Source organism: Stutzerimonas frequens (assembly GCF_024448335.1).
GTDB lineage: Bacteria > Pseudomonadota > Gammaproteobacteria > Pseudomonadales > Pseudomonadaceae > Stutzerimonas > Stutzerimonas frequens.
In genome coordinates, this window is record NZ_JAMOHM010000001.1 from 215,327 (window position 1) to 236,069 (window position 20,743).

General features: G+C 65.8%; 19 protein-coding genes. 12 read left to right on the forward strand and 7 right to left on the reverse strand.

Annotated elements, in window-relative coordinates; all coding sequences use genetic code 11:
• The 5 genes from NAO55_RS01010 to glcD form a co-directional block, all read right to left on the reverse strand.
• On the reverse strand, window positions 1–2,181 hold the full coding sequence (locus NAO55_RS01010) for a malate synthase G (RefSeq protein ID WP_102839503.1): 2,181 nt from the start codon (window positions 2,179–2,181) through the stop codon (window positions 1–3).
• A 21-nt stretch (window positions 2,182–2,202) separates the two neighbouring features.
• Window positions 2,203–2,607 (reverse strand): heme-binding protein, encoded by a 405-nt coding sequence (locus NAO55_RS01015; RefSeq protein WP_003283314.1) that lies wholly within the window; start codon window positions 2,605–2,607, stop codon window positions 2,203–2,205.
• A 155-nt stretch (window positions 2,608–2,762) separates the two neighbouring features.
• The gene (gene glcF / locus NAO55_RS01020; protein WP_102839502.1) at window positions 2,763–3,980 is read right to left on the reverse strand and encodes a glycolate oxidase subunit GlcF; all 1,218 of its coding nucleotides are present in this window, start codon (window positions 3,978–3,980) and stop codon (window positions 2,763–2,765) included.
• 6 nt (window positions 3,981–3,986) lie between these two features.
• Entirely contained in the window at window positions 3,987–5,045 is a 1,059-nt protein-coding gene (gene glcE, locus NAO55_RS01025; RefSeq protein ID WP_102839501.1) for a glycolate oxidase subunit GlcE, read from the reverse strand.
• A complete protein-coding gene (glcD, locus tag NAO55_RS01030) occupies window positions 5,045–6,544 on the reverse strand; it encodes a glycolate oxidase subunit GlcD (protein ID WP_063539522.1) in 1,500 nt (499 codons plus the stop codon). The genes glcE and glcD overlap by 1 nt, the downstream gene beginning before the upstream one ends.
• 233 nt (window positions 6,545–6,777) lie before the next feature.
• On the opposite strand from glcD, the gene glcC reads away from it, so the two are divergent.
• The 6 genes from glcC to NAO55_RS01060 all read left to right on the forward strand — a co-directional run bounded on the left by glcC (window position 6,778) and on the right by NAO55_RS01060 (window position 12,754).
• Window positions 6,778–7,551: a transcriptional regulator GlcC gene (glcC, locus tag NAO55_RS01035; RefSeq protein ID WP_063539521.1), complete on the forward strand. Its 774-nt coding sequence runs from the start codon at window positions 6,778–6,780 to the stop codon at window positions 7,549–7,551.
• Between the two features lie 107 nt (window positions 7,552–7,658).
• Window positions 7,659–8,213 (forward strand): chorismate--pyruvate lyase family protein, encoded by a 555-nt coding sequence (locus tag NAO55_RS01040; protein ID WP_102839500.1) that lies wholly within the window; start codon window positions 7,659–7,661, stop codon window positions 8,211–8,213.
• 41 nt (window positions 8,214–8,254) lie between these two features.
• On the forward strand, window positions 8,255–9,148 hold the full coding sequence (ubiA, locus tag NAO55_RS01045) for a 4-hydroxybenzoate octaprenyltransferase (protein ID WP_102839499.1): 894 nt from the start codon (window positions 8,255–8,257) through the stop codon (window positions 9,146–9,148).
• A 118-nt stretch (window positions 9,149–9,266) separates the two neighbouring features.
• Window positions 9,267–9,956 (forward strand): phosphate regulon transcriptional regulator PhoB, encoded by a 690-nt coding sequence (gene phoB / locus NAO55_RS01050; protein WP_063539518.1) that lies wholly within the window; start codon window positions 9,267–9,269, stop codon window positions 9,954–9,956.
• Between the two features lie 65 nt (window positions 9,957–10,021).
• Entirely contained in the window at window positions 10,022–11,323 is a 1,302-nt protein-coding gene (gene phoR, locus NAO55_RS01055; RefSeq protein ID WP_102839498.1) for a phosphate regulon sensor histidine kinase PhoR, read from the forward strand.
• A 90-nt stretch (window positions 11,324–11,413) separates the two neighbouring features.
• Complete coding sequence (locus tag NAO55_RS01060) at window positions 11,414–12,754, forward strand: hemolysin family protein (protein WP_102839497.1); 1,341 nt, start codon at window positions 11,414–11,416, stop codon at window positions 12,752–12,754.
• Window positions 12,755–12,815: 61 nt separating this feature from the next.
• Here the strand turns inward: NAO55_RS01060 and NAO55_RS01065 are convergent, their stop codons facing one another.
• Both NAO55_RS01065 and NAO55_RS01070 read right to left on the reverse strand, forming a co-directional pair.
• Complete coding sequence (locus NAO55_RS01065) at window positions 12,816–13,712, reverse strand: peptidoglycan DD-metalloendopeptidase family protein (protein WP_102839496.1); 897 nt, start codon at window positions 13,710–13,712, stop codon at window positions 12,816–12,818.
• 145 nt (window positions 13,713–13,857) lie between these two features.
• Complete coding sequence (locus NAO55_RS01070; RefSeq protein ID WP_063539514.1) at window positions 13,858–14,778, reverse strand: response regulator; 921 nt, start codon at window positions 14,776–14,778, stop codon at window positions 13,858–13,860.
• 177 nt (window positions 14,779–14,955) lie between these two features.
• Between NAO55_RS01070 and NAO55_RS01075 the strand changes: the two genes are divergently transcribed.
• From NAO55_RS01075 to NAO55_RS01100, 6 genes are all read left to right on the forward strand, one after another.
• Window positions 14,956–15,753: a universal stress protein gene (locus NAO55_RS01075; protein ID WP_102839683.1), complete on the forward strand. Its 798-nt coding sequence runs from the start codon at window positions 14,956–14,958 to the stop codon at window positions 15,751–15,753.
• A gap of 384 nt (window positions 15,754–16,137) precedes the next feature.
• On the forward strand, window positions 16,138–17,343 hold the full coding sequence (locus tag NAO55_RS01080) for an ABC transporter substrate-binding protein (RefSeq protein WP_102839495.1): 1,206 nt from the start codon (window positions 16,138–16,140) through the stop codon (window positions 17,341–17,343).
• Between the two features lie 2 nt (window positions 17,344–17,345).
• Window positions 17,346–18,152, forward strand: coding sequence for an ABC transporter ATP-binding protein (locus NAO55_RS01085; protein ID WP_102839494.1), 807 nt, complete (start codon window positions 17,346–17,348; stop codon window positions 18,150–18,152).
• Window positions 18,145–18,849 (forward strand): ABC transporter ATP-binding protein, encoded by a 705-nt coding sequence (locus NAO55_RS01090; protein WP_102839493.1) that lies wholly within the window; start codon window positions 18,145–18,147, stop codon window positions 18,847–18,849. Before NAO55_RS01085 ends, NAO55_RS01090 begins: the two co-directional genes overlap by 8 nt.
• Window positions 18,849–19,736 (forward strand): branched-chain amino acid ABC transporter permease, encoded by an 888-nt coding sequence (locus NAO55_RS01095; RefSeq protein ID WP_013981555.1) that lies wholly within the window; start codon window positions 18,849–18,851, stop codon window positions 19,734–19,736. Before NAO55_RS01090 ends, NAO55_RS01095 begins: the two co-directional genes overlap by 1 nt.
• A complete protein-coding gene (locus tag NAO55_RS01100; RefSeq protein ID WP_102839492.1) occupies window positions 19,736–20,722 on the forward strand; it encodes a branched-chain amino acid ABC transporter permease in 987 nt (328 codons plus the stop codon). The genes NAO55_RS01095 and NAO55_RS01100 overlap by 1 nt, the downstream gene beginning before the upstream one ends.
• Window positions 20,723–20,743 lie beyond the last annotated feature (21 nt).

The following is a 20,743-nucleotide window of genomic DNA, read 5'->3' on the forward strand; positions in this document are numbered from 1 at the left end:
TCAGCCCTGGGCGGCCTTGAAGCGCTGGCGCCACTGGTGCAGCAGCGGCTCGGTATAACCGGACGGCTGCTCGCGGCCCTTGAACACCAGATCGGACGCCGCCTGGAAGGCGATCGACTGAGTGTAGTCGCTGGACATGGCGCGATAGAGCGGATCGCCGGCATTCTGCTGGTCGACCACCTTGGCCATGCGCTCCAGGGTTTCCTGCACCTGCTCGCGGCTCACCACACCGTGGTGCAGCCAGTTGGCGATGTGCTGGCTGGAGATGCGCAGGGTGGCGCGGTCTTCCATCAAGCCGACGTTGTGGATGTCCGGCACCTTGGAGCAACCGACGCCCTGCTCGACCCAACGCACCACGTAACCGAGGATGCCCTGGCAGTTGTTGTCCAGCTCCTGCTGCTTTTCCTCAGCGCTCCACTTGTCTTCGGCGACCACCGGGATGGTCAGCAGATCGTTGAGCAGCTGCTCGCGCTCGGCGGCCAGGTCGACTTTTTCCAGCTCGCTCTGCACCGCCTGCACGTCGACCTGGTGGTAGTGCAGCGCATGCAGGGTGGCGCCGGTCGGCGACGGCACCCAGGCGGTGTTCGCACCGGACTTCGGATGGCCGATCTTCTGCTCAAGCATGGCCGCCATCAGGTCCGGCATGGCCCACATGCCCTTGCCGATCTGCGCCTTGCCGCGCAGGCCGCAGGCCAGGCCGACCAGCACGTTGTTGCGCTCGTAGGACTGGATCCACGGGGTGGACTTCATGTCGCCCTTGCGCAGCACCGGGCCGGCTTCCATGCAGGTGTGCATCTCGTCGCCGGTGCGGTCGAGGAAGCCGGTGTTGATGAACGCAACGCGGTGCTTGGCCGCGGCGATGCAGGCCTTGAGGTTGGCGCTGGTGCGTCGCTCCTCGTCCATGATGCCCATCTTCAGGGTGTAGCGCGGCACGCCGATCAGGTCTTCGACACGAGCGAACAGCTCGTCGGCGAAGGCGACTTCCTTCGGCCCGTGCATCTTCGGCTTGACGATATAGAAGCTGCCGGTGCGCGAGTTGCCCTTGCGCTTCAAGTCATGCTTGGCGATCAGGCTGGTGAACACGCCGTCCATGATGCCTTCCGGGATCTCGCGGCCGTCTTCCAGCAGGATCGCCGGGTTGGTCATCAGATGGCCGACATTACGGATGAACAGCAGCGAGCGGCCGTGCAGCTTCAGCTCGCCGCCGTTGGGCGCGCTGTACTCGCGGTCCGGGTTCAGGCGGCGGACGAAGCTCGAGCTGCCCTTGGCCACTTCCTCGCAGAGGGTGCCCTGCACGATACCCAGCCAGTTGCGGTAGGCCAGCACCTTGTCGTCGGCATCCACCGCGGCGACCGAATCTTCGCAGTCGAGAATGGTGGAAACCGCGGACTCGATCAGCAGGTCCTTCACGCCGGCGGCATCGGTCTGGCCGATCGGGCTGTTCGGGTCGATCTGAATCTCGATGTGCAGGCCGTTGTTCTTCAGCAGCACGGCCTTCGGCTCGACCGCTTCGCCCTGGAAGCCGACGAACTTCTCTGGCTGCTTGAGGCCGGTGACACTACCGTTCTCCAGGGTGACCTTCAGCTGGCCATCCTGCACGCGGTAGGCGGTGGCGTCGGCATGGCTGCCTTCGGCCAGCGGCGCGGCCTGGTCGAGGAAGTTGCGTGCGTAGGCGATGACCTTGGCGCCACGGACTTCGTTGTAGCCCGGGCCCTTCTGCGCACCGCCCTCTTCGGAGATGGCGTCGGTGCCGTAGAGCGCGTCATACAGCGAGCCCCAACGAGCGTTGGCGGCGTTCAGCGCATAGCGCGCGTTCATGATCGGCACCACCAGCTGCGGACCGGCCTGGGTGGCGATCTCGCTGTCGACGTTGGCCGTTTCGATCTTCACATCGCCCGGCACCGGCAGCAGGTAGCCAATGGATTCGAGGAAGGCGCGGTAGGCGGCCATGTCCTTGATCGGGCCTGGGTTGGCCTTGTGCCAGCTGTCCAGTTCGACCTGCATGCGGTCGCGCTCGGCGAGCAGCTCACGGTTCTTCGGCGCCAGGTCGTGGACCAGGGCGTCCAGGCCCTGCCAGAAGGCGGCGGCTTCGATACCGGTGCCCGGCAGGACTTCGTCTTCGATGAATCGCTGCAGATTGGCCGCAACTTGCAGGCGGCCCAGGGTTACACGCTCGGTCATCTGTCGTTCTCCTTGTCTTGTTCAGTTGGCCAGGGCAGCGACGCCGGCCTTGGCGATCTGGGCGTCCTGCGCGGCGGTCACGCCAGAGACGCCAACGGAGCCGATGACCTGGCCGTCGACCACCAGCGGCACGCCGCCTTCCAGCGAGCAGACCACCGGCGCGGAGAGGAAGGCGCTGCGGCCGCCGTTGACCATGTCTTCATAGCCCTTGGTTTCGCGACGCCCGAGGGCCGAGCTGCGGGCCTTCTCGGTGGCGATGTAGGAGGCGATCGGCGCGCAGCCGTCCAGACGCTCCAGCGCCAGCGGATGGCCGCCGTCGTCGGCGACGACGATGGTCACGGCCCAGCCGTTGGCCTGCGCTTCGGCACGGGCGGCGGCGAGGATGGTGGCGACTTCGGTCTGGCTCAGTACGGCTTTGCTTTTCATCTCGATTCTCCTGTTCTCATGTTCCAGTTGTTCGTGCGTAGCGTTACGTGACGCTCGCGATCCAGTTCCCGTAGGGTGGGCTTCAGCCCACCGAAGGTGCCCCAGCTGCATGCTGGTGGGCTAAAGCCCACCCTACGGCCGAGGCTCACCTACGGTTACTGCATCGATTCCTCGACCACTTCGATCCAGTGCTTGACCGGCGTGCGGCCGGCGCCATCGAGGTGGGTCTGGCAACCGATGTTGGCGGTGACGATCACTTCCGGCTTGCCGCTCTCCAGCGCGTTGAGCTTGTTGTCGCGCAGCTGGTAGGAAATCTCCGGCTGGGTGATCGAATAGCTGCCGGCCGAGCCGCAGCACAGGTGCGCATCGGGCACTGCAGTGAGCTGGTAGCCCAGACGGGTGAGCACGTCTTCGACCGCGCCGCCGAGCTTCTGTGCGTGCTGCAGGGTGCACGGGCAGTGGAAGGCCATGCGCTTGTCGGCACGCACGTCGAGTTTTTCCAGCTCGGCGCTGCGCAGCACTTCGACCAGGTCCTTGGCCAGCTCGCTGACACGGGCGGCCTTGGCCGCGTAGGCCGGGTCGTCCTTGAGCAGATGGCCGTATTCCTTGACGAAGGCGCCGCAGCCGCTGGCGGTCTGCACGATGGCTTCGGCACCCGCCTCGATGGCCGGCCACCAGGCGTCGATATTGCGCCGCGCGCGGTCCAGGCCGGCATCCTGCGCGTTTAGGTGGTAATCCACCGCGCCGCAGCAGCCGGCTTCGCGCGCCGGGCTGACGCTGATGCCCAGGCGATCGAGCACGCGCGCGGCGGCGGCATTGGTGTTCGGCGACAGGCTCGGCTGCACGCAGCCTTCGAGCATCAGCACGCGGCGGCTGTGCAGCACCTGCGGGCGCGGTTTGGCCGGGCGAATCTCGCGCGGCAGGTGGTCCTTCAGCGAGGCCGGCATCAGCGGCTTGAGCGCATTGCCGGTACCGAGCAGCGCCTTGAACAGCCCCGGACGCGGGATCACCGTGCGCAGACCGCCGCGCACCAGGCGCTCGCCCAGCGGGCGCTGGACCTGGCGTTCGATGAAGTCACGGCCGATGTCCAGCAGGTTGTGGTACTTCACCCCGGACGGGCAGGTGGTCTCGCAGTTGCGGCAGGTCAGGCAGCGGTCAAGGTGCAGCTGGGTGCTCTCGGTCACCTCGCCGCCCTCGAACATCTGCTTCATCAGGTAGATGCGCCCGCGCGGGCCATCCAGCTCGTCACCGAGCAGCTGGTAGGTCGGGCAGGTGGCATTGCAGAAACCGCAGTGCACGCAGGAGCGCAGGATGCTTTCGGCTTCCTCGGCGCGCGGCAGTTGCTTGGCGGCTTCGCTCAGATTCGTTTGCATACGTCGTCAGACCTCGGAATACATGCGGCCGGGGTTGAAGATCCCCTGCGGGTCCAGCGCGGCCTTGAGCTGGCGGTGGTAGCGCAACAGCGGCGCCGACAGCGGTTGGAACGGCTCGGCGGCACCGGCGGTAAAACAGGTGGCATGGCCGCCGACTTCAGCAGCGATGGCGCGGATGCTTGTGGCGTCGGCATCGGACTTCAGCCAGCGCTGGGCGCCGGCCCAGTCGACCAGCTGCTCGCCCGGCAACGCCACGGCTGGCGTGTTGTTCGGCAGCGACAGGCGCCACAGCGGGCGCGAGTCGGCGAAGAAGGCCAGGCGCTGCTCGCGCAGCTCATTCCAGTAGCCGGGGTCGAGATCCTCGCCACCGATGCGTTCGCGCGCGGCATTGACCGACCCTTCGCCACCTTCCAGGCGCAGGTAAAGGGCCTTGCCGTCATGGCTGGCGGCGCTGATCGGTACCGGCTGCTGGCCCCATTCGGCGAGCTTGAGCAGCGCACGTTCGAGATCGATTTCCAGACGCAGGCTGGTGCACAGGCGTGGCTTGGGCAGCACCTTGAGCGAGACTTCGGTGAGCACGCCGAGGCAGCCGAAGCTGCCGGCCATCAGGCGCGACAGGTCGTAACCGGCGACGTTCTTCATCACCTCGCCGCCGAAACGCAGGTGCTTGCCCTGGCCGGTGATGACCCGCGAGCCGAGCACGAAGTCGCGCACCGAACCGCTCCACGGCCGACGCGGCCCGGACAGCCCGGCGGCGATCATGCCGCCGACGGTGGCGCCTTCGCCAAAGTGCGGCGGCTCGCAAGGCAACATTTGCCCGGCTTCGTCCAGCGTCGCCTCGAGTTCGGCGAGCGGCGTGCCGGCACGCGCTGTCACTACCAGCTCGGTGGGGTCGTAGCTGACGATGCCGCGGTGCTCGCGCACGTCGAGCAGCTGGCCCTCGACCGTACGGCCGAGAAAGGCCTTGCTGCCGCTGCCCTGGATGCGCAGCGGCGTGTTGGCGGCGAGTGCCTGGTTGACCTGGTCCAGCAACAGCGCGCTGGCGTCGTTGGCGATTACGGACATCAGAAACGCTCCAGTTCGGGGAAAGGCAGCTGGCCGTTGTGGATGTGCATGCGGCCGAATTCGGCGCAGCGATGCAGGGTCGGGATGTTCTTGCCGGGGTTGAGCAGGCCGCTCGGGTCGAACGCCGCCTTGACCGCATGGAACAGCGTCAGCTCGTCGGCGTTGAACTGCGAGCACATCTGATTGATCTTCTCGCGGCCGACGCCGTGCTCGCCGGTGATGCTGCCGCCGACCTCGACGCAGAGTTCGAGGATCTTGCCGCCCAGTTCCTCGGCGCGCTCAAGCTCACCGGGCTGGTTGGCATCGAACAGGATCAGCGGGTGCATGTTGCCGTCGCCGGCGTGGAACACGTTGGCCACGCGCAGGCCGAACTGCTCGGACAGGTCGGAAATGCCCTTGAGCACGCCCGGCAGCTCGCGCCGCGGGATGGTGCCGTCCATGCAGTAGTAATCCGGCGAGATACGTCCAACCGCCGGGAAGGCATTCTTGCGCCCGGCCCAGAAGCGCACGCGCTCGGCTTCGTCCTTGGCCAGGCGCACTTCGGTGGCGCCGGCCAGCTTGAGCACTTCGCTGACGCGCGCGCAGTCGTCGTGCACGTCGGCTTCCACGCCATCCAACTCGCAGAGCAGGATCGCCTCGGCATCCACCGGGTAGCCGGCGTGGATGAAGTCCTCGGCGGCGCGGATCGACAGGTTGTCCATCATCTCCAAGCCGCCGGGGATGATGCCGGCGGCGATGATGTCACCCACCGCACGCCCGGCCTTTTCCACCGAGTCAAACGCGGCGAGCAGCACCTTGGCCACCTGCGGCTTGGGCAGCAGCTTGACGGTCACCTCGGTGACGATGCCGAGCATGCCCTCGGAGCCGGTGAACAGCGCCAAGAGGTCGAAGCCCGGCGAGTCCAGCGCATCGGAGCCGAGCGTCATGCGCTCGCCCTCGACAGTGAGAATCTCCACCTTGAGCAGGTTGTGCACGGTCAGGCCGTACTTCAGGCAGTGCACGCCACCGGCGTTCTCGGCGACGTTGCCGCCGATCGAGCAGGCGATCTGCGACGAGGGGTCCGGCGCGTAGTACAGCTCATAGGGTGCGGCGGCCTGGGAAATCGCCAGGTTACGCACGCCGGGCTGCACCCGGGCGAAACGACCGGCCGGATCGACTTCGAGTATCTTGTTGAAGCGCGCCATGACCAGCAGGATGCCCTGCTCCAGCGGCAGCGCACCGCCGGACAGCCCGGTACCGGCGCCGCGGGCGACCACCGGCACGCCACGCTGGTGGCAGAGCTTGAGCAGTCTTTCGACCTGCTCGACCCGCTCGGGCAGCACCACCAGCAGCGGCGCGGTGCGGTAGGCGGACAAGCCGTCGCACTCGTAGGGCTTGAGGTCTTCGCTGCGGTGAAGAATGTCCAGATCGGGCAGCTGCGCCTGCAGCTCGGCCAGCAAGGCGGCCTTGTCGACCTTGGGCAACGCACCATCGACGCGTTCGTCGTAGAGAATGTTCATGGCAGGTTCCGCTTTCGTGGGTCACCGTCAGCACGGGCAGCTGCGGTGCAATGACGCATCTTTAGCGCCGATGGGTCTTGGCCGTCCATGCTCGCGACAACTGGTCCTACCAGTTTTTTGTAGTCAGCCAGGGAAAGGCACTACCTGATGGCCGTCTATCCCTCGCGATTAGGCGCTTCCTGCCATCAAGGGTAAACTTCCCACCAACTGGTCCTACCAGCTGGAGAACTGGCATGTCGAACGAACCCAACAATGATCGCCGTCAAGTCGCCGACGTGGTTGCCGAACGCATCGAGCGACTGATCGTCGACGGCGTGCTCAAGGTCGGCCAGGCGCTGCCCTCCGAGCGGCGCCTGTGCGAAAAGCTCGGCATCTCGCGCTCGGCGCTGCGCGAGGGCCTGCGCGTATTGCGCGGGCGCGGCATCATCGAGACCTCCCAGGGCCGCGGCTCCTTCGTCGCCGAACTGTCCGGCAACCACGACGCCAGCCCGCTGATGCACCTGTTCAACTCGCAACCGCGCACCCTCTACGACTTGCTGGAAGTGCGTGCGCTGCTCGAAGGCGAGTCGGCGCGATTGGCGGCCTTGCGCGGCACCGACGCGGATTTCGTCCTGCTGCGCCGGCGCTACGAGGAAATGCTCGCCGCGCATGCCGATGGCGAGGGCGCCGACCCGCGCGAACATGCCCGCCTGGACCACGCGTTTCACCTGGCCATCTGCGAGGCCTCGCACAACCCGGTGCTGGTGCATACGCTGCAGTCGCTGACCGACCTGATGCTCAGCACCGTATTCGCCTCGGTGAACAACCTCTATCACCGCCCGGCGCAGAAACGGCAGATCGACCGCCAGCACTCGCGGCTCTACCACGCGGTGATCGAACGCCTGCCGGAACAGGCGCAGCGCGCCGCGCGCGACCATATCCACGGCATTCGCGACAATCTCAAGGAGATCGAGCAGGAGGAGCAGCGCCTGGTGCGCGCCACCATGCGCCTGGAAGGCTGGACCTGAAATCCTGTAGGGCCTGCCGCAAGGGCCTACAACCGACGCGAGGGCCGCATTGTCGCGCGCAGCCTGCAGCAGCCAGGGCGCGTGCTAGACTCGCCGCTCTTTTCGCTATGCCCGAACGCGCCGTGTCCGAATTCCTAGACTGGCTGAGTGCCGATCAGTTGCCCGCCCCCCTCGCTCCCGCCCTGCACGACTGGCTGTACGTCGACAAGGGCTCGCTGACCCGCCGCCTGACCGAGCTGGCCGATGGCGCCTTCAGCGTGATTCCGTTGCACCAGGCCTGGCAGCCGCTGCGCGCCGACGAATGCCTGGCGCTCGGCGTTCCGGCAGCGAGCGAGGGGTGGGTACGCGAGGTCTACCTGTGCGGGCATGAGCAACCCTGGGTCTTCGCCCGCAGCGTCGCCCCCCGCGCCCAGCTGGAAGCCGCCGGACTGGACCTGCAAAGCCTGGGCAATCGCTCCCTGGGCGAGCTGCTGTTCAGCGACCCCGCCTTCGCCCGCGGGCAGCTCGAAGCCTGCCATTACCCGCCGCAATGGCTGCCACAGGCGCAGCGTGTCGACGGTCTCTGGGCACGGCGCTCGTGCTTCCGCCAGAATCGACTCGGCGTGCTGGTCGCCGAGGTGTTCCTGCCCGCGCTGTGGCGGGCCGCCGCCGTCACGCCCTGAGCGAACCGCTGCATGTCCCCCTTCGCCAAGGAGAGCCGCTGATGTATTCGAAGTTGCTGCAATCGTGCAATCGCCTGCACCCGCGTGCCTGGGATTTCATCCAGCTGATGCGCCTGGACCGGCCCATCGGCACCTACCTGCTGCTCTGGCCGACGCTGTGGGCGCTGTGGATCGCCGCCGAAGGCGTGCCGAGCGCGAAGAACCTGTTCATCTTCATCACCGGCGTGATCCTCATGCGCGCCGCCGGCTGCGTGGTCAACGACTTCGCCGACCGCAACTTCGACGGTCATGTGCAACGCACCCAGACGCGCCCCATGGCCACCGGCAAGATCAGCTCGCGCGAGGCCTGGACGCTGTTCGCCATCCTGGTGGGGCTGAGTTTCGTGCTGGTGCTGCTGACCAACGCGACCACCGTCTACCTGTCCTTCGGCGCGCTGGCGCTGGCCGCCTGCTACCCGTTCATGAAGCGCTACACCTTCTACCCGCAGGTGGTGCTCGGCGCGGCCTTTTCCTGGGGCATGCCGATGGCCTTCACCGCCGAGACCGGCAGTCTGCCGCCGGAAGCCTGGTTGCTGTTCATCGCCAACCTGCTGTGGACGGTGGCCTACGATACCTACTACGCCATGGCCGATCGCGAGGACGACCTGAAGATCGGCATCAAGTCCACCGCCATCCTCTTCGGCGAAGCCGACCGCATCATCATCGTCACCCTGCAGGGCCTGGCGCTGTTCTGCCTGATCCTCGCCGGGGTGCGCTTCGAGCTCGGTCAGTGGTTTCACCTGGGACTGGTGGTCGCCGCTGGCTGCTTCGCCTGGGAGTACTGGAAGACCGCCTCGCGCAAGCCGCAGGCATGCTTCAAGGCGTTCCTGCACAATCACTGGGCGGGGCTGGCGATTCTCGCGGGTATCGTGCTGGATTACGCGACGAAAGCTTGAGCAAAACGCCAGCATTGAGGGGCGATCGCTCTTGCACGGATTGCCGTCTGTCTGTCACATGCCTGCAATAATTCCGTTATCTAATGCCGGACGACAAGAACGGACCCGAGGCTTGACCATGAATGGCAAGAGCATACTGATCGTCGATGACGAGGCGCCGATCCGGGAGATGATCGTCGTCGCCCTGGAAATGGCCGGCTACGATTGCCTCGAAGCGGAAAACACCCAGCAGGCCCACGCCCTGATCATCGATCGCAAGCCCGACCTGATCCTGCTCGACTGGATGCTGCCCGGCACTTCGGGCATCGAACTGGCCCGCCGGCTCAAGCGCGACGAGCTGACCGCCGACACGCCGATCATCATGCTCACCGCCAAGGGTGAAGAGGACAACAAGATCCAGGGCCTGGAAGTCGGCGCCGACGACTACATCACCAAGCCGTTCTCCCCGCGCGAACTGGTGGCCCGGCTGAAGGCCGTGCTGCGCCGCGCAGCGCCGGTAGACAGCGAGTCGCCGATCGAGATCGGCGGCCTGTTGCTCGATCCGGTCAGTCACCGCGTCACCATCGACGGCAAACCGGCCGAAATGGGCCCCACCGAATACCGTCTGCTGCAGTTCTTCATGACCCACCAGGAACGCGCCTACACCCGCAGTCAGCTGCTCGATCAGGTCTGGGGCGGCAATGTCTACGTCGAGGAGCGCACCGTCGACGTGCACATCCGTCGCCTGCGCAAGGCGCTCGGCGAGGCCTACGAGAACCTGGTGCAGACGGTGCGCGGCACCGGCTATCGTTTCTCCAGCAAGAGCTGAGTGCGCCGGGTAACCATGCGTTCCGGCCCACACACCATTATCGCCACCAGCGGGGAGTGCATCGGTTGAATCAGGACTGGCAAGGAGCCCTCGTGCGTCGCCTGCTGCTTCTGCTGGGCGGCTGCCTGCTGCTGGGCCTGATCACCGGCGAGTACGCCTGGGCACTGGTCATCGGCCTGAGCGGCTACCTGGTCTGGACGCTGCGCCAGCTGTTGCGCCTGCAGCGCTGGCTGCGGCGCAGCGACCCCGACGAACCGCCGCCGGATTCGGCCGGGATCTGGGGTGACGTGTTCGACAACCTCTACCAGTTACAGCGCCGCGACCTGCGCCTGCGCGGCCAGCTGCAGAGCATCATCGATCGGGTGCAGGGCTCGACCGCAGCGCTGAAGGACGCGGTCATCATGCTCGATAGCGACGGCAACCTGGAGTGGTGGAACCTCGCCGCCAACCGGCTGCTGGGCCTGAAGAAACCGCAGGACTCCGGCCATCCCATCACCAATCTGGTGCGTCATCCGGCGTTCAAGGAGTACTTCGACAGCGGCAGCTACGATCAGCCCCTCGAACTGGCCTCGCCGGTGGATGACCGCATCCGCCTGCAGTTCAACATCACCCGTTACGGCAACCGCGAGCACCTGTTGCTGGTCCGTGATGTCACCCGGCTGCATCAGCTGGAGCAGATGCGCAAGGACTTCGTCGCCAATGTCTCGCACGAGCTGCGCACGCCCCTGACGGTCATCGCCGGCTATCTGGAAACCATGCTGGAGAGCGCCGAGGCGGTGAGTCCGCGCTGGCTGCGCGCGCTGCAGCAGATGAACCAGCAGGCGGGCCGCATGCAGCACCTGCTCAACGACCTGCTGTTGCTGGCGCGCCTGGAAGCCAGCAGCCGACCCGCCGACAGCCAGCCGGTGGCGGTGGGGCTGCTGCTGCAGTCGATCGTCAGCGATGCGCGGGCGCTGTCGGGTGCGCGCGGCCACCTGATCAGCCTGGACGCAGCCCCGGAGCTGCAGCTCAAAGGTAGCGAGACCGAACTGCGCAGTGCATTCTCGAACCTGGTATTCAACGCCGTGAAATATACGCCCGACGGCGGCACCATTCATGTTCGCTGGTGGAGCGACGAGGCCGGCGCGCACCTGAGCGTCGAGGACAGCGGTATCGGCATCGAGCAAAAGCACCTGCCGCGCCTGACCGAACGCTTCTACCGCGTCGATTCCAGTCGCGCCAGCAGCACCGGCGGAACGGGTCTGGGCCTGGCCATCGTCAAGCATGTGCTGTTACGTCATCAGGGACGCCTGGATATCACCAGCATTCCCGGTCGGGGCAGCTGCTTCTCCTGTCACTTCCCGCATGGGCAGGCGGCGGTTCGCTAAGCCACGCCGTCGCGGAAAGTCTCGCTCGGGCGCTTGAAAAGCCGACGCGCCGCCTCCATCCTGTCGCGACATTGGCTACCAGACCCCTTCATGGACCCTTCCCCCAGTTACGCCGCCTCTTCCTATTTCGCCGACTTCGGCCTGATTCTCTTCGCCCTGTTCCTGGTGCTGCTCAACGGTTTCTTCGTCGCCGCCGAGTTCGCCATCGTCAAACTGCGCGCCACCAAGGTGGAAGCGATCGCCAACCGCCATGGCTGGCGCGGACACATCCTGCGCACCGTGCACCAGCAGCTGGACGCCTACCTGTCGGCCTGCCAGCTGGGTATCACCCTGGCTTCGCTGGGCCTGGGCTGGGTCGGTGAGCCGGCCTTCGCCCACCTGCTCGAACCACTGCTGGCGAGCATCGGCATCGAATCGCAGGCGCTGGTGCATGGCGTTGCCTTCTTTACCGCGTTCTTCATCATTTCCTACCTGCACATCGTCATCGGCGAGCTGGCGCCGAAGTCCTGGGCGATCCGCAAGCCGGAGCTGCTGTCGCTCTGGACGGCCGCGCCGCTGTACGCGTTCTACTGGCTGATGTATCCGGCGATCTATCTGCTCAACGCCAGCGCCAATGCCATCCTGCGCATCGCCGGCCAAGGCGAGCCGGGCATGCACCACGACCATCACTACAGCCGCGAAGAGCTCAAGCTGATCCTGCACTCCAACCGCGCCCGCGACCCTGGCAACCAGCAGATCCAGGTCCTGGCCTCGGCGGTGGAGCTGAGCGAGCTGGAGGTGGTCGACTGGGCCAACTCTCGCGAGGACCTGCTGCAGCTCGACCACGACGCACCGCTGGCCGAGATCCTCGAGATCATCCGCCGCCACAAATACAGCCGTTACCCGGTCTACGACAGCGAGCAGGGTGACTATGTCGGCCTGCTGCACATCAAGGATCTGCTGCTGGCACTGGCGGCCGACGAACGCCTGGCCGAGCACTTCTGCCTCGACGAGCTGCTGCGTCCGCTGGAGCGGGTGTCCAAGCACATGCCGCTGGCCAGCCTGCTGGAGCAGTTCCGCCAGGGCGGCGCGCATTTCGTGCTGGTCGAGGAAGGCGACCACAAGGTGATCGGCTTCCTGACCATGGAAGACGTACTGGAAGTGCTGGTCGGCGATATCCAGGACGAGCATCGCAAGACCGAGCGCGGCGTGCTTGCCTACCAGCCCGGCAAGCTGCTGGTGCGCGGCGACACCCCTCTGTTCAAGCTGGAACGCCTGCTTGACATCGACCTCGACCACATCGAGGCCGAGACCCTGGCAGGGCTGGTCTACGAAACGCTCAAGCGCGTTCCCGACGAGGACGAAGTGCTGCAGGTCGAAGGCCTGCAGATCGTCATCAAGAAGATGCGCGGGCCGAAGATCGTGCTGGCCAAGGTGCTCAAGCAGGCCTGAGCCGGGCAATCGACCTGGGCGCCGGATGTGCCTCGGCGGCTACGGCCGGCGGCAGCAAGCCTCACTCACCGCCGACTGCGAAGTTCGGCAGGCTGTTGACCGGCTGGGAGAAGTCGAACGGGATCGACTCGATGGCCAGGCCCACGTTGCGCTGTACCACGAAGTGCAGGTGCGGGCCGGTGCTGTTGCCGGTGTTGCCGGAACGTGCGATGCGGGTGCCAGTCTCGACCCGCTGGCCTTCGCGCACGGCCACCGAGCCTTTCATCAGGTGTAGATAGACGCCCATGGTGCCGTCGTCATGCATGATGCGCACGAAGTTACCGGCCGGGTTGTTGCCGCGGCCGCTCTGCTGGTTCTCGATCTTCACCACCATGCCGCCGCGCGCAGCGACGATCGGCGTGCCCTCGGGCATGGCGATATCCACGGCATAGCGGCCCTTGGGGGTGAAATGGCTGTACTGGCCGTTGGCACCCTGGGTCAGGCGGAACGGACCGCCGCGCCAGGGCAGCGGATACTTGTAGGGCTTGGGTATCAGCCGCGGATCGCCCAGCGCATGGCGAAGCTTGGGCGTGTACTTGAGCGGCTTGCTGGCATCGCGCGGGGCGAGGGTGGCCAGGCGAATCTGGCTGCGCGGCGGCAATACCCAGCGGATCGGCTTGGCCGGTGCGCCGACGGCGTTCTCGACGTTGTCCAGCTTGAGTTCGATATCCACCGGCGCGAACAGGTCGTTGCGCACCAGCAGGGTCTCGCCCGCCGCGTGCTTGCGGGTTTCCAGTTTCACCTGGGTATCGAGCTTTTCCACCATGCGGTCGCTGAAGACGAAGACCTGCGCACCAGGCGCGGCCTGGTCGCTGTAGGTCACGACCCCATTGGCGTCGGTGTATTTGTAGATGGTCAGGGCCAGCGCCGGCGTAGCCAGCAGCGGCAGCCCGAGCAACAAGAGAATGCGCCCCAGCATAACGGCAGTTTCTAGTGGTTATAGTGTTGGAGCGGGAACTCTAGCAGCGGCGAGTGGCCTGTGCGAGCCACCGACCGTCGGGGTGTGATGGCGGTCAGTTTGTCTGCGCGACCAGGCGCCGAACGGTCGCCTGGCTGGGGGTGAATCAGGCGCCGGGGACGAAGTGCCGCTGCGCCGTGCCGCGAGCGATCAGCCGCGACAGGTAGTCGAGTTTCTGCGGGTCGCGGTCGACGAAGCGGAACGACAACTGCAACCAGTCGCTGTCCGGCTTCGGCTCGAACGCCGCAACGGCGTGCAGATATCCGTTGAGGCGAGCGATCTCGCCGCCCTCGCCCTGTTCCAGATCGAGCACGGCACTTTCCAGCACCTGCGGCAGCTGTTCGCCGCGTTTGACTACCAGCAGTGCCTCTTTGAGGCTCAGCGCCTTGATCACGCAGGCGACACTGCCATTGGCCAGTCGTAGCTGGCCCTGCCCACGCCCGGAAGCCGGTGCGGCGGGGGCACTGCGCGGCACCGGCGCAGCGGGCTGCACCAGTGGCGCGGGGTTTGCCTCCGCAGTCGGAGTCGGTGGCGCGGAGGGCCGCACCACCTCGGCTTTGCCACCGGTCAGCGCAGTCAGCGAGTCGTTGGCGACGCCAGTGGACAGGATTCGTGTCGGTGCGCTGGCAGCCAGGGCATCCAGCTTGCCGGCACGCCCGAGGGCCTTGCGCACCTTGCTGGTCAGCTGTTCGTTGGAAAAGGGTTTGCCGATGAAGTCCGAAACGCCGGCCTGAATGGCCTGCACAACGTTCTCCTTGTCGCCACGGCTGGTCACCATGATGAACGGCGTGGTCTTCAGCGAATCCTGCGCACGGCACCAGCTCAGCAGCTCCAGACCGGACATCTCCGGCATTTCCCAATCGCAGAGAATCAGGTCGAAACGCTCGCGGCTGAGCATCTGCTGAGCCTTGCGTCCGTTTACCGCGTCCTCGGTGCGAATACCGGGAAAGTGGCTGCGAAGCGCCTTCTTCACCAGATCGCGGATAAAGGGTGCGTCATCCACTACCAGCACACTGACCTTGCTCATCCATCTCTCCTGCGCGAATGCCGGCAAGCATAGCCGCCTGGCGGGGTCGACAAAAGCGCTAGAGGCCATGAGCTGTAAAGTTGTTGCGCCCGATCAAGCCGGCGCAGCGCGCCACGAGGGGACAGCCGGTTGCCGGCGCGGCATACTGGCCGCTTTCGCCAGCTTCGCGAGGCCGTCATGGTTCAGCACATTCTCGTCGCCCACGATCTCAGCCCGGACGCCGACCTGGCACTGCAGCGGGGCGCGCAACTGGCGCGACAGAGCGGCGCGCGGATCAGCCTGCTGCACGTGCTCGACGAACGCGACCCAGGTTGCGATGAACAGGCGGCCCGCGCCCTGCTCGGGAGCCGCCTGCAACAGAACGGACTGCGCGATGTTGAACCCTGGCTGCGCCGCGGCCACCCCGCCGAAGAGATCCTGACCCAGGCCCAGGGGCTGGAAGCGGACCTGCTGGTGCTGGGACGACACCACCGCGAATCGGCCCAGGGCTTCATCGGCACGACCTTGGAACGCGTACTGCTCGACGCTCCGGCACCGCTGCTACTGGCAACTATCCCCGGCAACATCGTCTACAAGCGAGCAGTGGCCGCGCTGGATTTCTCCCGCTGCGCCACGCATGCCATGCACTGCGCCTGGGAGTTGCTGGGCGAAGGGGCCGAGCTGCACGCCCTGCATATCGACGAGATGGCCGAAGTACACGGCCCCGATTACGAAGGGCTGTCGCTGCAGCAGGAGCTGTTCGACCAGCTGATCGAAGATATCCAGCCGCAGCTGCCGGATACCGGCGCGTTGCTGAGCTACAGCCTGCATCAGGGCGAGCGCAACAATTGCATGGACGCGGCGCTGCGCGACCTGCAACCGCAGCTGCTGGCCCTTGGCAGTCACAGCCGCGGCGAGCTGAGCAGTGCATTGCTCGGTAGCCTCGCCCGGCAGTTCATCGACAACCCGCCCTGCGACATCCTCATCGCGCGCTGAGGCGCGTCCTTACCCGCCTGCGCTCGATGGCGCAGGCACTGCATTGCCGCTCGACATACCACCGCCAGGTTGCGTCCCTGCAAACCCCTGCTACGTTTAGAGCCAGAACAACAATAAGAAGAAGACGCCCATGTGCCTCGCTTCGACTCGTTTCTGGTCCCGCTGTCCAGCTCCCATCTCTACGACTTTCCACGACGACGTGGTGCCCCGCACGCGCCTGCGCTCGGCGTGCGCGCGTCAATGCCAGGCCGCGGCATTCAGCCAGCCGGCGACCCACGACGTCGTGCGCCTGACCGCCTGCCCAGCTTTCCCCTAACCCGCCCATACGGACCGCTTCGCATGGGGCGAGCCCGTATGCCGAGCAAACCGTGCAAGGAGATACGCATGAAGCTTTCAGCAATCGCAGCGGCAACCCTGACGGCAGTGGCCGCCGTACCCGCGTCGGCCGAGATTACCGACGGCAAGGTAAAGATCGGCATCCTCAACGACCAGTCCGGCGTGTATGCCGATTTCGGCGGCAAGTGGTCGTTCGAGGCGGCGAAGATGGCGGCCGAAGACTTCGGCGGCAAGGTGCTCGATGCCCCCATCGAGATCGTCACCGCCGATCACCAGAACAAGCCGGACATAGCCTCCAACATCTCGCGGCAGTGGTATGACCGCGAGCAGGTCGACGCGATCATGGAGCTGACCACCTCCTCGGTGGCGCTGGCGGTACAGGGCATTTCCAAGAGCAAGAAGAAGATCAATCTGGTGACCGGCGCCGCCACCACCGAACTGACCGGCAAGCAGTGCTCGCCCTACGGCTTCCACTGGGCCTACGACACCCACGCGTTGGCGGTCGGCACCGGCGGCGCGCTGGTTTCCCAGGGCGGCGACAGCTGGTATTTCCTCACCGCCGACTACGCCTTCGGCTACTCGCTGGAAGAGCAGACCTCCAAGTTCGTCAAATCCAAGGGCGGCGAGATCAAGGGCTCGGTGCGCCATCCGCTGGCAACAACCGACTACTCGTCGTTCCTGCTTCAGGCCCAAGCCTCGGGCGCCAAAGTCATCGGCCTGGCGAACGCCGGTCTGGACACCGCCAACAGCATCAAGCAGGCCGCCGAGTTCGGCATCGTAGCCGGTGGCCAGCGCCTCGCCGCGCTGCTCTTCACCCTCGCCGAAGTGCACGGCCTGGGCCTCGATGCCGCCCAGGGCCTGACCCTGACCGAGAGTTTCTACTGGGACCGCGACGACAAATCCCGGGAGTTCGGCGAGCGCTTCTTCAAGCGCACCGGGCGTATGCCGAACATGGTCCACGCCGGCACCTACTCCGGCGTCATGCAGTACCTCAAGGCGATCGAGAAGGCCGGTACCGACGCCACCGAACCGGTGGCCAAGGCCATGCACGAGATGCCGGTGGACGATGTCTTCGCGCGCAACGCCAAGGTCGGCGCCAACGGCCGGCTGATCAGCGACGTCTACCTGATGGAGGTGAAGAAGCCCGAAGAGAGCAAGCGCGAGTGGGACTACTACAAGGTGCTGGCGACCGTGCCGGGCAACGAGGCCTACATCGATCCGGCCGAGAGTGGCTGCGATCTGGTCGGGCAGTGAGCATGGCGGCAGCGCAAGGCCTGGACGCCGGCGGTTCGACCGCCGGCACAGCCACGGACACGCCGGTGATGCTCTCTGCCCGCGGCCTGCGCAAGGAGTTCGGCGGCTTCGTCGCGGTCAACAATGTCGATCTGGACGTGCACCATGCCCGGGTACACGCCCTGATCGGCCCCAATGGTGCTGGCAAGACCACGGTGTTCAACCTGCTGACCAAGTTCCTGCAGCCCACCAGCGGGAGCATCCGCCTGCTCGACCATGACATCACCCGCACCGACCCGGCCAAGGTGGCGCGCATGGGGCTGGTGCGCTCGTTCCAGATTTCCGCGGTGTTCCCGCACCTCTCGGTGCTGGACAACGTGCGCGTCGCCCTGCAGCGCCCGGGCGGGTTGGCCACGCAGTTCTGGCTGCCGATGCGCTCGCTCAACCGCCTCAACGAGCGCGCCATGCAGCTGATCGAGTCGGTCGGCCTGGCCGACAAGCGCAACGAGCTGGCGGCTGATCTCTCCTACGGGCGAAAACGCGTACTGGAGATCGCCACCACCCTGGCGCTGGAACCCAAGGTGCTGCTGCTGGACGAGCCCATGGCCGGCATGGGCCACGAAGACGTGCATGTGGTGGCCGAGATCATCCGCGAGGTCGCCACCCAGCGCGCGGTGCTGATGGTCGAGCACAACCTCAAGGTGGTCGCCGACCTCTGCCATCAAGTGACGGTGTTGCAGCGCGGCGAAATCCTGACCTCCGGCGACTACCGCACGGTCAGCCAGGACGAGCGCGTGCGCGTGGCCTACATGGGGACCGACGATGACTGAACCCTTGCTCAGCGTGCGCGACCTCAACGCCTGGTATGGCGAAAGCCATGCCCTGCATGGCATCGACCTCGACGTGCAGCAGGGCGAGACGGTGACCCTGCTCGGCCGTAACGGCGTCGGCAAGACCACCGCGCTGCGCGCGATCGTCGGCATCATCCGCCAGCGCAGCGGGACGATCCGCTTCGACGGCAAGGACATGCTGCGCGTGCCACTGCACCGCACTGCCCGCCACGGCATCGGCTACGTGCCGGAGGAGCGCGGCATCTTCTCCACGCTTACCGTCGAGGAGAACCTCACCCTGCCGCCGGTGATCGCCAAGGGCGGCATGAGCCTGGCGGAGATCTACCAGCTGTTCCCCAACCTCGAGGAACGCCGCAAGAGCCCCGGCACCAAGCTCTCCGGCGGCGAGCAGCAGATGCTGGCCATGGCGCGCATCCTGCGCACCGGCGCCCGGCTGCTACTCCTCGACGAGCCCACCGAAGGCCTGGCGCCGGTGATCATCCAGCGTATCGGCGAGGTGCTGCAGACCCTCAAGCAGCGCGGCATGACCATCCTGCTGGTGGAACAGAATTTCAGCTTCGCCAGCAAGGTGGCCGACCGCTTCTATGTGGTCGACCACGGCAAGGTTATCGATACCTTCGATGTCGCCGATCTGCCCGGCCGCATGACCATGCTCAACGAAGCCCTGGGGGTCTGATGACGACGATTTTCGATGTACCGATCCAGGCCTTTCTCGGGCAATTGCTGATCGGCCTGATCAACGGCTCGTTCTACGCCATGCTCAGCCTGGGCCTGGCGATCATCTTCGGCATGCTGAAGATCATCAACTTCGCCCACGGCGCGCAGTACATGATCGGCGCCTTCGCCGGCTATCTGTTGCTGGCGACCCTCGGCATCGGCTACTGGCCGGCGCTGATCCTCGCGCCGATCATCGTCGGCCTGTGCAGCGCGGTGATCGAGCGCCTGGCGCTGTCGCGGCTGTACAACCTCGACCACCTCTACAGCCTGCTCTTCACCTTCGGTCTGGCGCTCGCCCTGGAAGGCGCGTTTCGCTACTTCTATGGCTCCTCCGGGCAGCCCTATGCCGTGCCGAAAGAACTGGCCGGTGGCTACAACCTGGGCTTCATGTTCCTGCCCAAGTACCGCGCCTGGGTGGTGCTGGCCTCGCTGGTGATCTGCATCGCCAGCTGGCTGCTGATCGAGAAGACCAAACTCGGCGCCTATCTGCGTGCCGCCACCGAGAACCCGACGCTGGTACGCACCTTCGGTATCAACGTGCCGCTGCTCCTGACCTTCACCTATGGCATGGGCGCGGCGCTGGCCGGCCTGGCCGGCATGCTCGCCGCGCCGATCTACCAGGTCAGTCCGCTGATGGGCTCGAACCTGATCATCGTGGTGTTCGCCGTGGTCGTGGTCGGCGGCATGGGCTCGATTCTCGGCGCCATCATCACCGGCTACATGCTGGGCATTCTCGAAGGGCTGACCAAGGTGTTCTATCCGGAGGCTTCCAACATCGTGATCTTCGTGATCATGGCGATCGTGCTGCTGGTGCGCCCGGCCGGCCTGATGGGGAGGGACGCCTGATGAACAGCCAGGTGAACGTCACGCCGACCACCAAACGCCCGCTGCTGCGCCTGGAGACCGTGCTGATCCTGATCGGCGTGGTCGCGCTGGCGCTGGCACCGTTCTACTTCTACCCGATCTTCCTGATGAAGGTGCTGTGCTTCGCCCTCTTCGCCTGCGCCTTCAACCTGCTGCTCGGCTATACCGGCATCCTCTCCTTCGGCCATGCGGCGTTCTTCGGCGGCGCGGCGTATTTCACCGCCCACGCGGTCAAGGAATGGGGATTGCCGCCGGAGCTGGGTATTCTCGTCGGCGTTGCCGGCGCGGCGTTTCTCGGGCTGATCATCGGCTTTCTTGCGATCCGCCGGCAGGGCATCTACTCGACGATGATCACCCTGGCACTGTCGCAGATGTTCTTTTTCTTCTGCCTGCAGGCGCCCTTCACCCATGGTGAAGACGGCATTCAGAACGTTCCACGCGGGCAGCTGTTCGGCTTCATCGATCTGCAGGAGCCGCTGTATATGTACTTCTTCGTGCTCGCGGTATTTCTCGCCGGGATGCTGCTGATCTGGCGCGTGATCAACTCGCCGTACGGCATGATCCTGCGCTCGATCCGCGAGAACGAGAACCGCGCCATTTCCCTGGGCTATTCGGTGTCGCGCTACAAGCTCGGCGCCTTCGTCATGTCCGCCGCCTTGGCCGGGCTGGCTGGCGGGTTGAAGGCGCTGGTGTTCCAGTTCGCCACGCTGACCGACGTCAGCTGGCAGATGTCCGGCGAGGTGGTGTTGATGACCCTGCTCGGCGGCATCGGTACGCTGGTCGGGCCGATCTTCGGCGCCGCACTGGTGACCAGCCTGGGCAACTACTTCGCCACCTCGGAGCTGCCGGTAACGCTGGTCACCGGGATCATCTTCATGGTCTGCGTACTGGTGTTCCGCCGCGGGATGATCGGCGAGCTCTATGCCTCACGGCTGGGCAAGAAGCTGGAGCGGCGCGCCGACGACTAGAGCCGCCAGGCGCAGCGCGGG

Bases quoted from the DNA above. Each gene is read 5' to 3' on its own strand.
- NAO55_RS01085 (WP_102839494.1), top strand. From the start codon at position 17,346: ATGGCGGCAGCGCAAGGCCTGGACGCCGGCGGTTCGACCGCCGGCACA.
- NAO55_RS01100 (WP_102839492.1), top strand. From the start codon at position 19,736: ATGAACAGCCAGGTGAACGTCACGCCGACCACCAAACGCCCGCTGCTG.
- NAO55_RS01080 (WP_102839495.1), top strand. From the start codon at position 16,138: ATGAAGCTTTCAGCAATCGCAGCGGCAACCCTGACGGCAGTGGCCGCC.
- glcC (WP_063539521.1), top strand. From the start codon at position 6,778: ATGTCGAACGAACCCAACAATGATCGCCGTCAAGTCGCCGACGTGGTT.
- ubiA (WP_102839499.1), top strand. From the start codon at position 8,255: ATGTATTCGAAGTTGCTGCAATCGTGCAATCGCCTGCACCCGCGTGCC.
- NAO55_RS01065 (WP_102839496.1), bottom strand. From the start codon at position 13,712: ATGCTGGGGCGCATTCTCTTGTTGCTCGGGCTGCCGCTGCTGGCTACG.
- NAO55_RS01060 (WP_102839497.1), top strand. From the start codon at position 11,414: ATGGACCCTTCCCCCAGTTACGCCGCCTCTTCCTATTTCGCCGACTTC.
- phoB (WP_063539518.1), top strand. From the start codon at position 9,267: ATGAATGGCAAGAGCATACTGATCGTCGATGACGAGGCGCCGATCCGG.
- NAO55_RS01090 (WP_102839493.1), top strand. From the start codon at position 18,145: ATGACTGAACCCTTGCTCAGCGTGCGCGACCTCAACGCCTGGTATGGC.
- NAO55_RS01075 (WP_102839683.1), top strand. From the start codon at position 14,956: ATGGTTCAGCACATTCTCGTCGCCCACGATCTCAGCCCGGACGCCGAC.
- glcF (WP_102839502.1), bottom strand. From the start codon at position 3,980: ATGCAAACGAATCTGAGCGAAGCCGCCAAGCAACTGCCGCGCGCCGAG.
- glcD (WP_063539522.1), bottom strand. From the start codon at position 6,544: ATGAACATTCTCTACGACGAACGCGTCGATGGTGCGTTGCCCAAGGTC.
- NAO55_RS01040 (WP_102839500.1), top strand. From the start codon at position 7,659: ATGCCCGAACGCGCCGTGTCCGAATTCCTAGACTGGCTGAGTGCCGAT.
- NAO55_RS01015 (WP_003283314.1), bottom strand. From the start codon at position 2,607: ATGAAAAGCAAAGCCGTACTGAGCCAGACCGAAGTCGCCACCATCCTC.
- NAO55_RS01095 (WP_013981555.1), top strand. From the start codon at position 18,849: ATGACGACGATTTTCGATGTACCGATCCAGGCCTTTCTCGGGCAATTG.
- NAO55_RS01010 (WP_102839503.1), bottom strand. From the start codon at position 2,181: ATGACCGAGCGTGTAACCCTGGGCCGCCTGCAAGTTGCGGCCAATCTG.
- glcE (WP_102839501.1), bottom strand. From the start codon at position 5,045: ATGTCCGTAATCGCCAACGACGCCAGCGCGCTGTTGCTGGACCAGGTC.
- NAO55_RS01070 (WP_063539514.1), bottom strand. From the start codon at position 14,778: ATGAGCAAGGTCAGTGTGCTGGTAGTGGATGACGCACCCTTTATCCGC.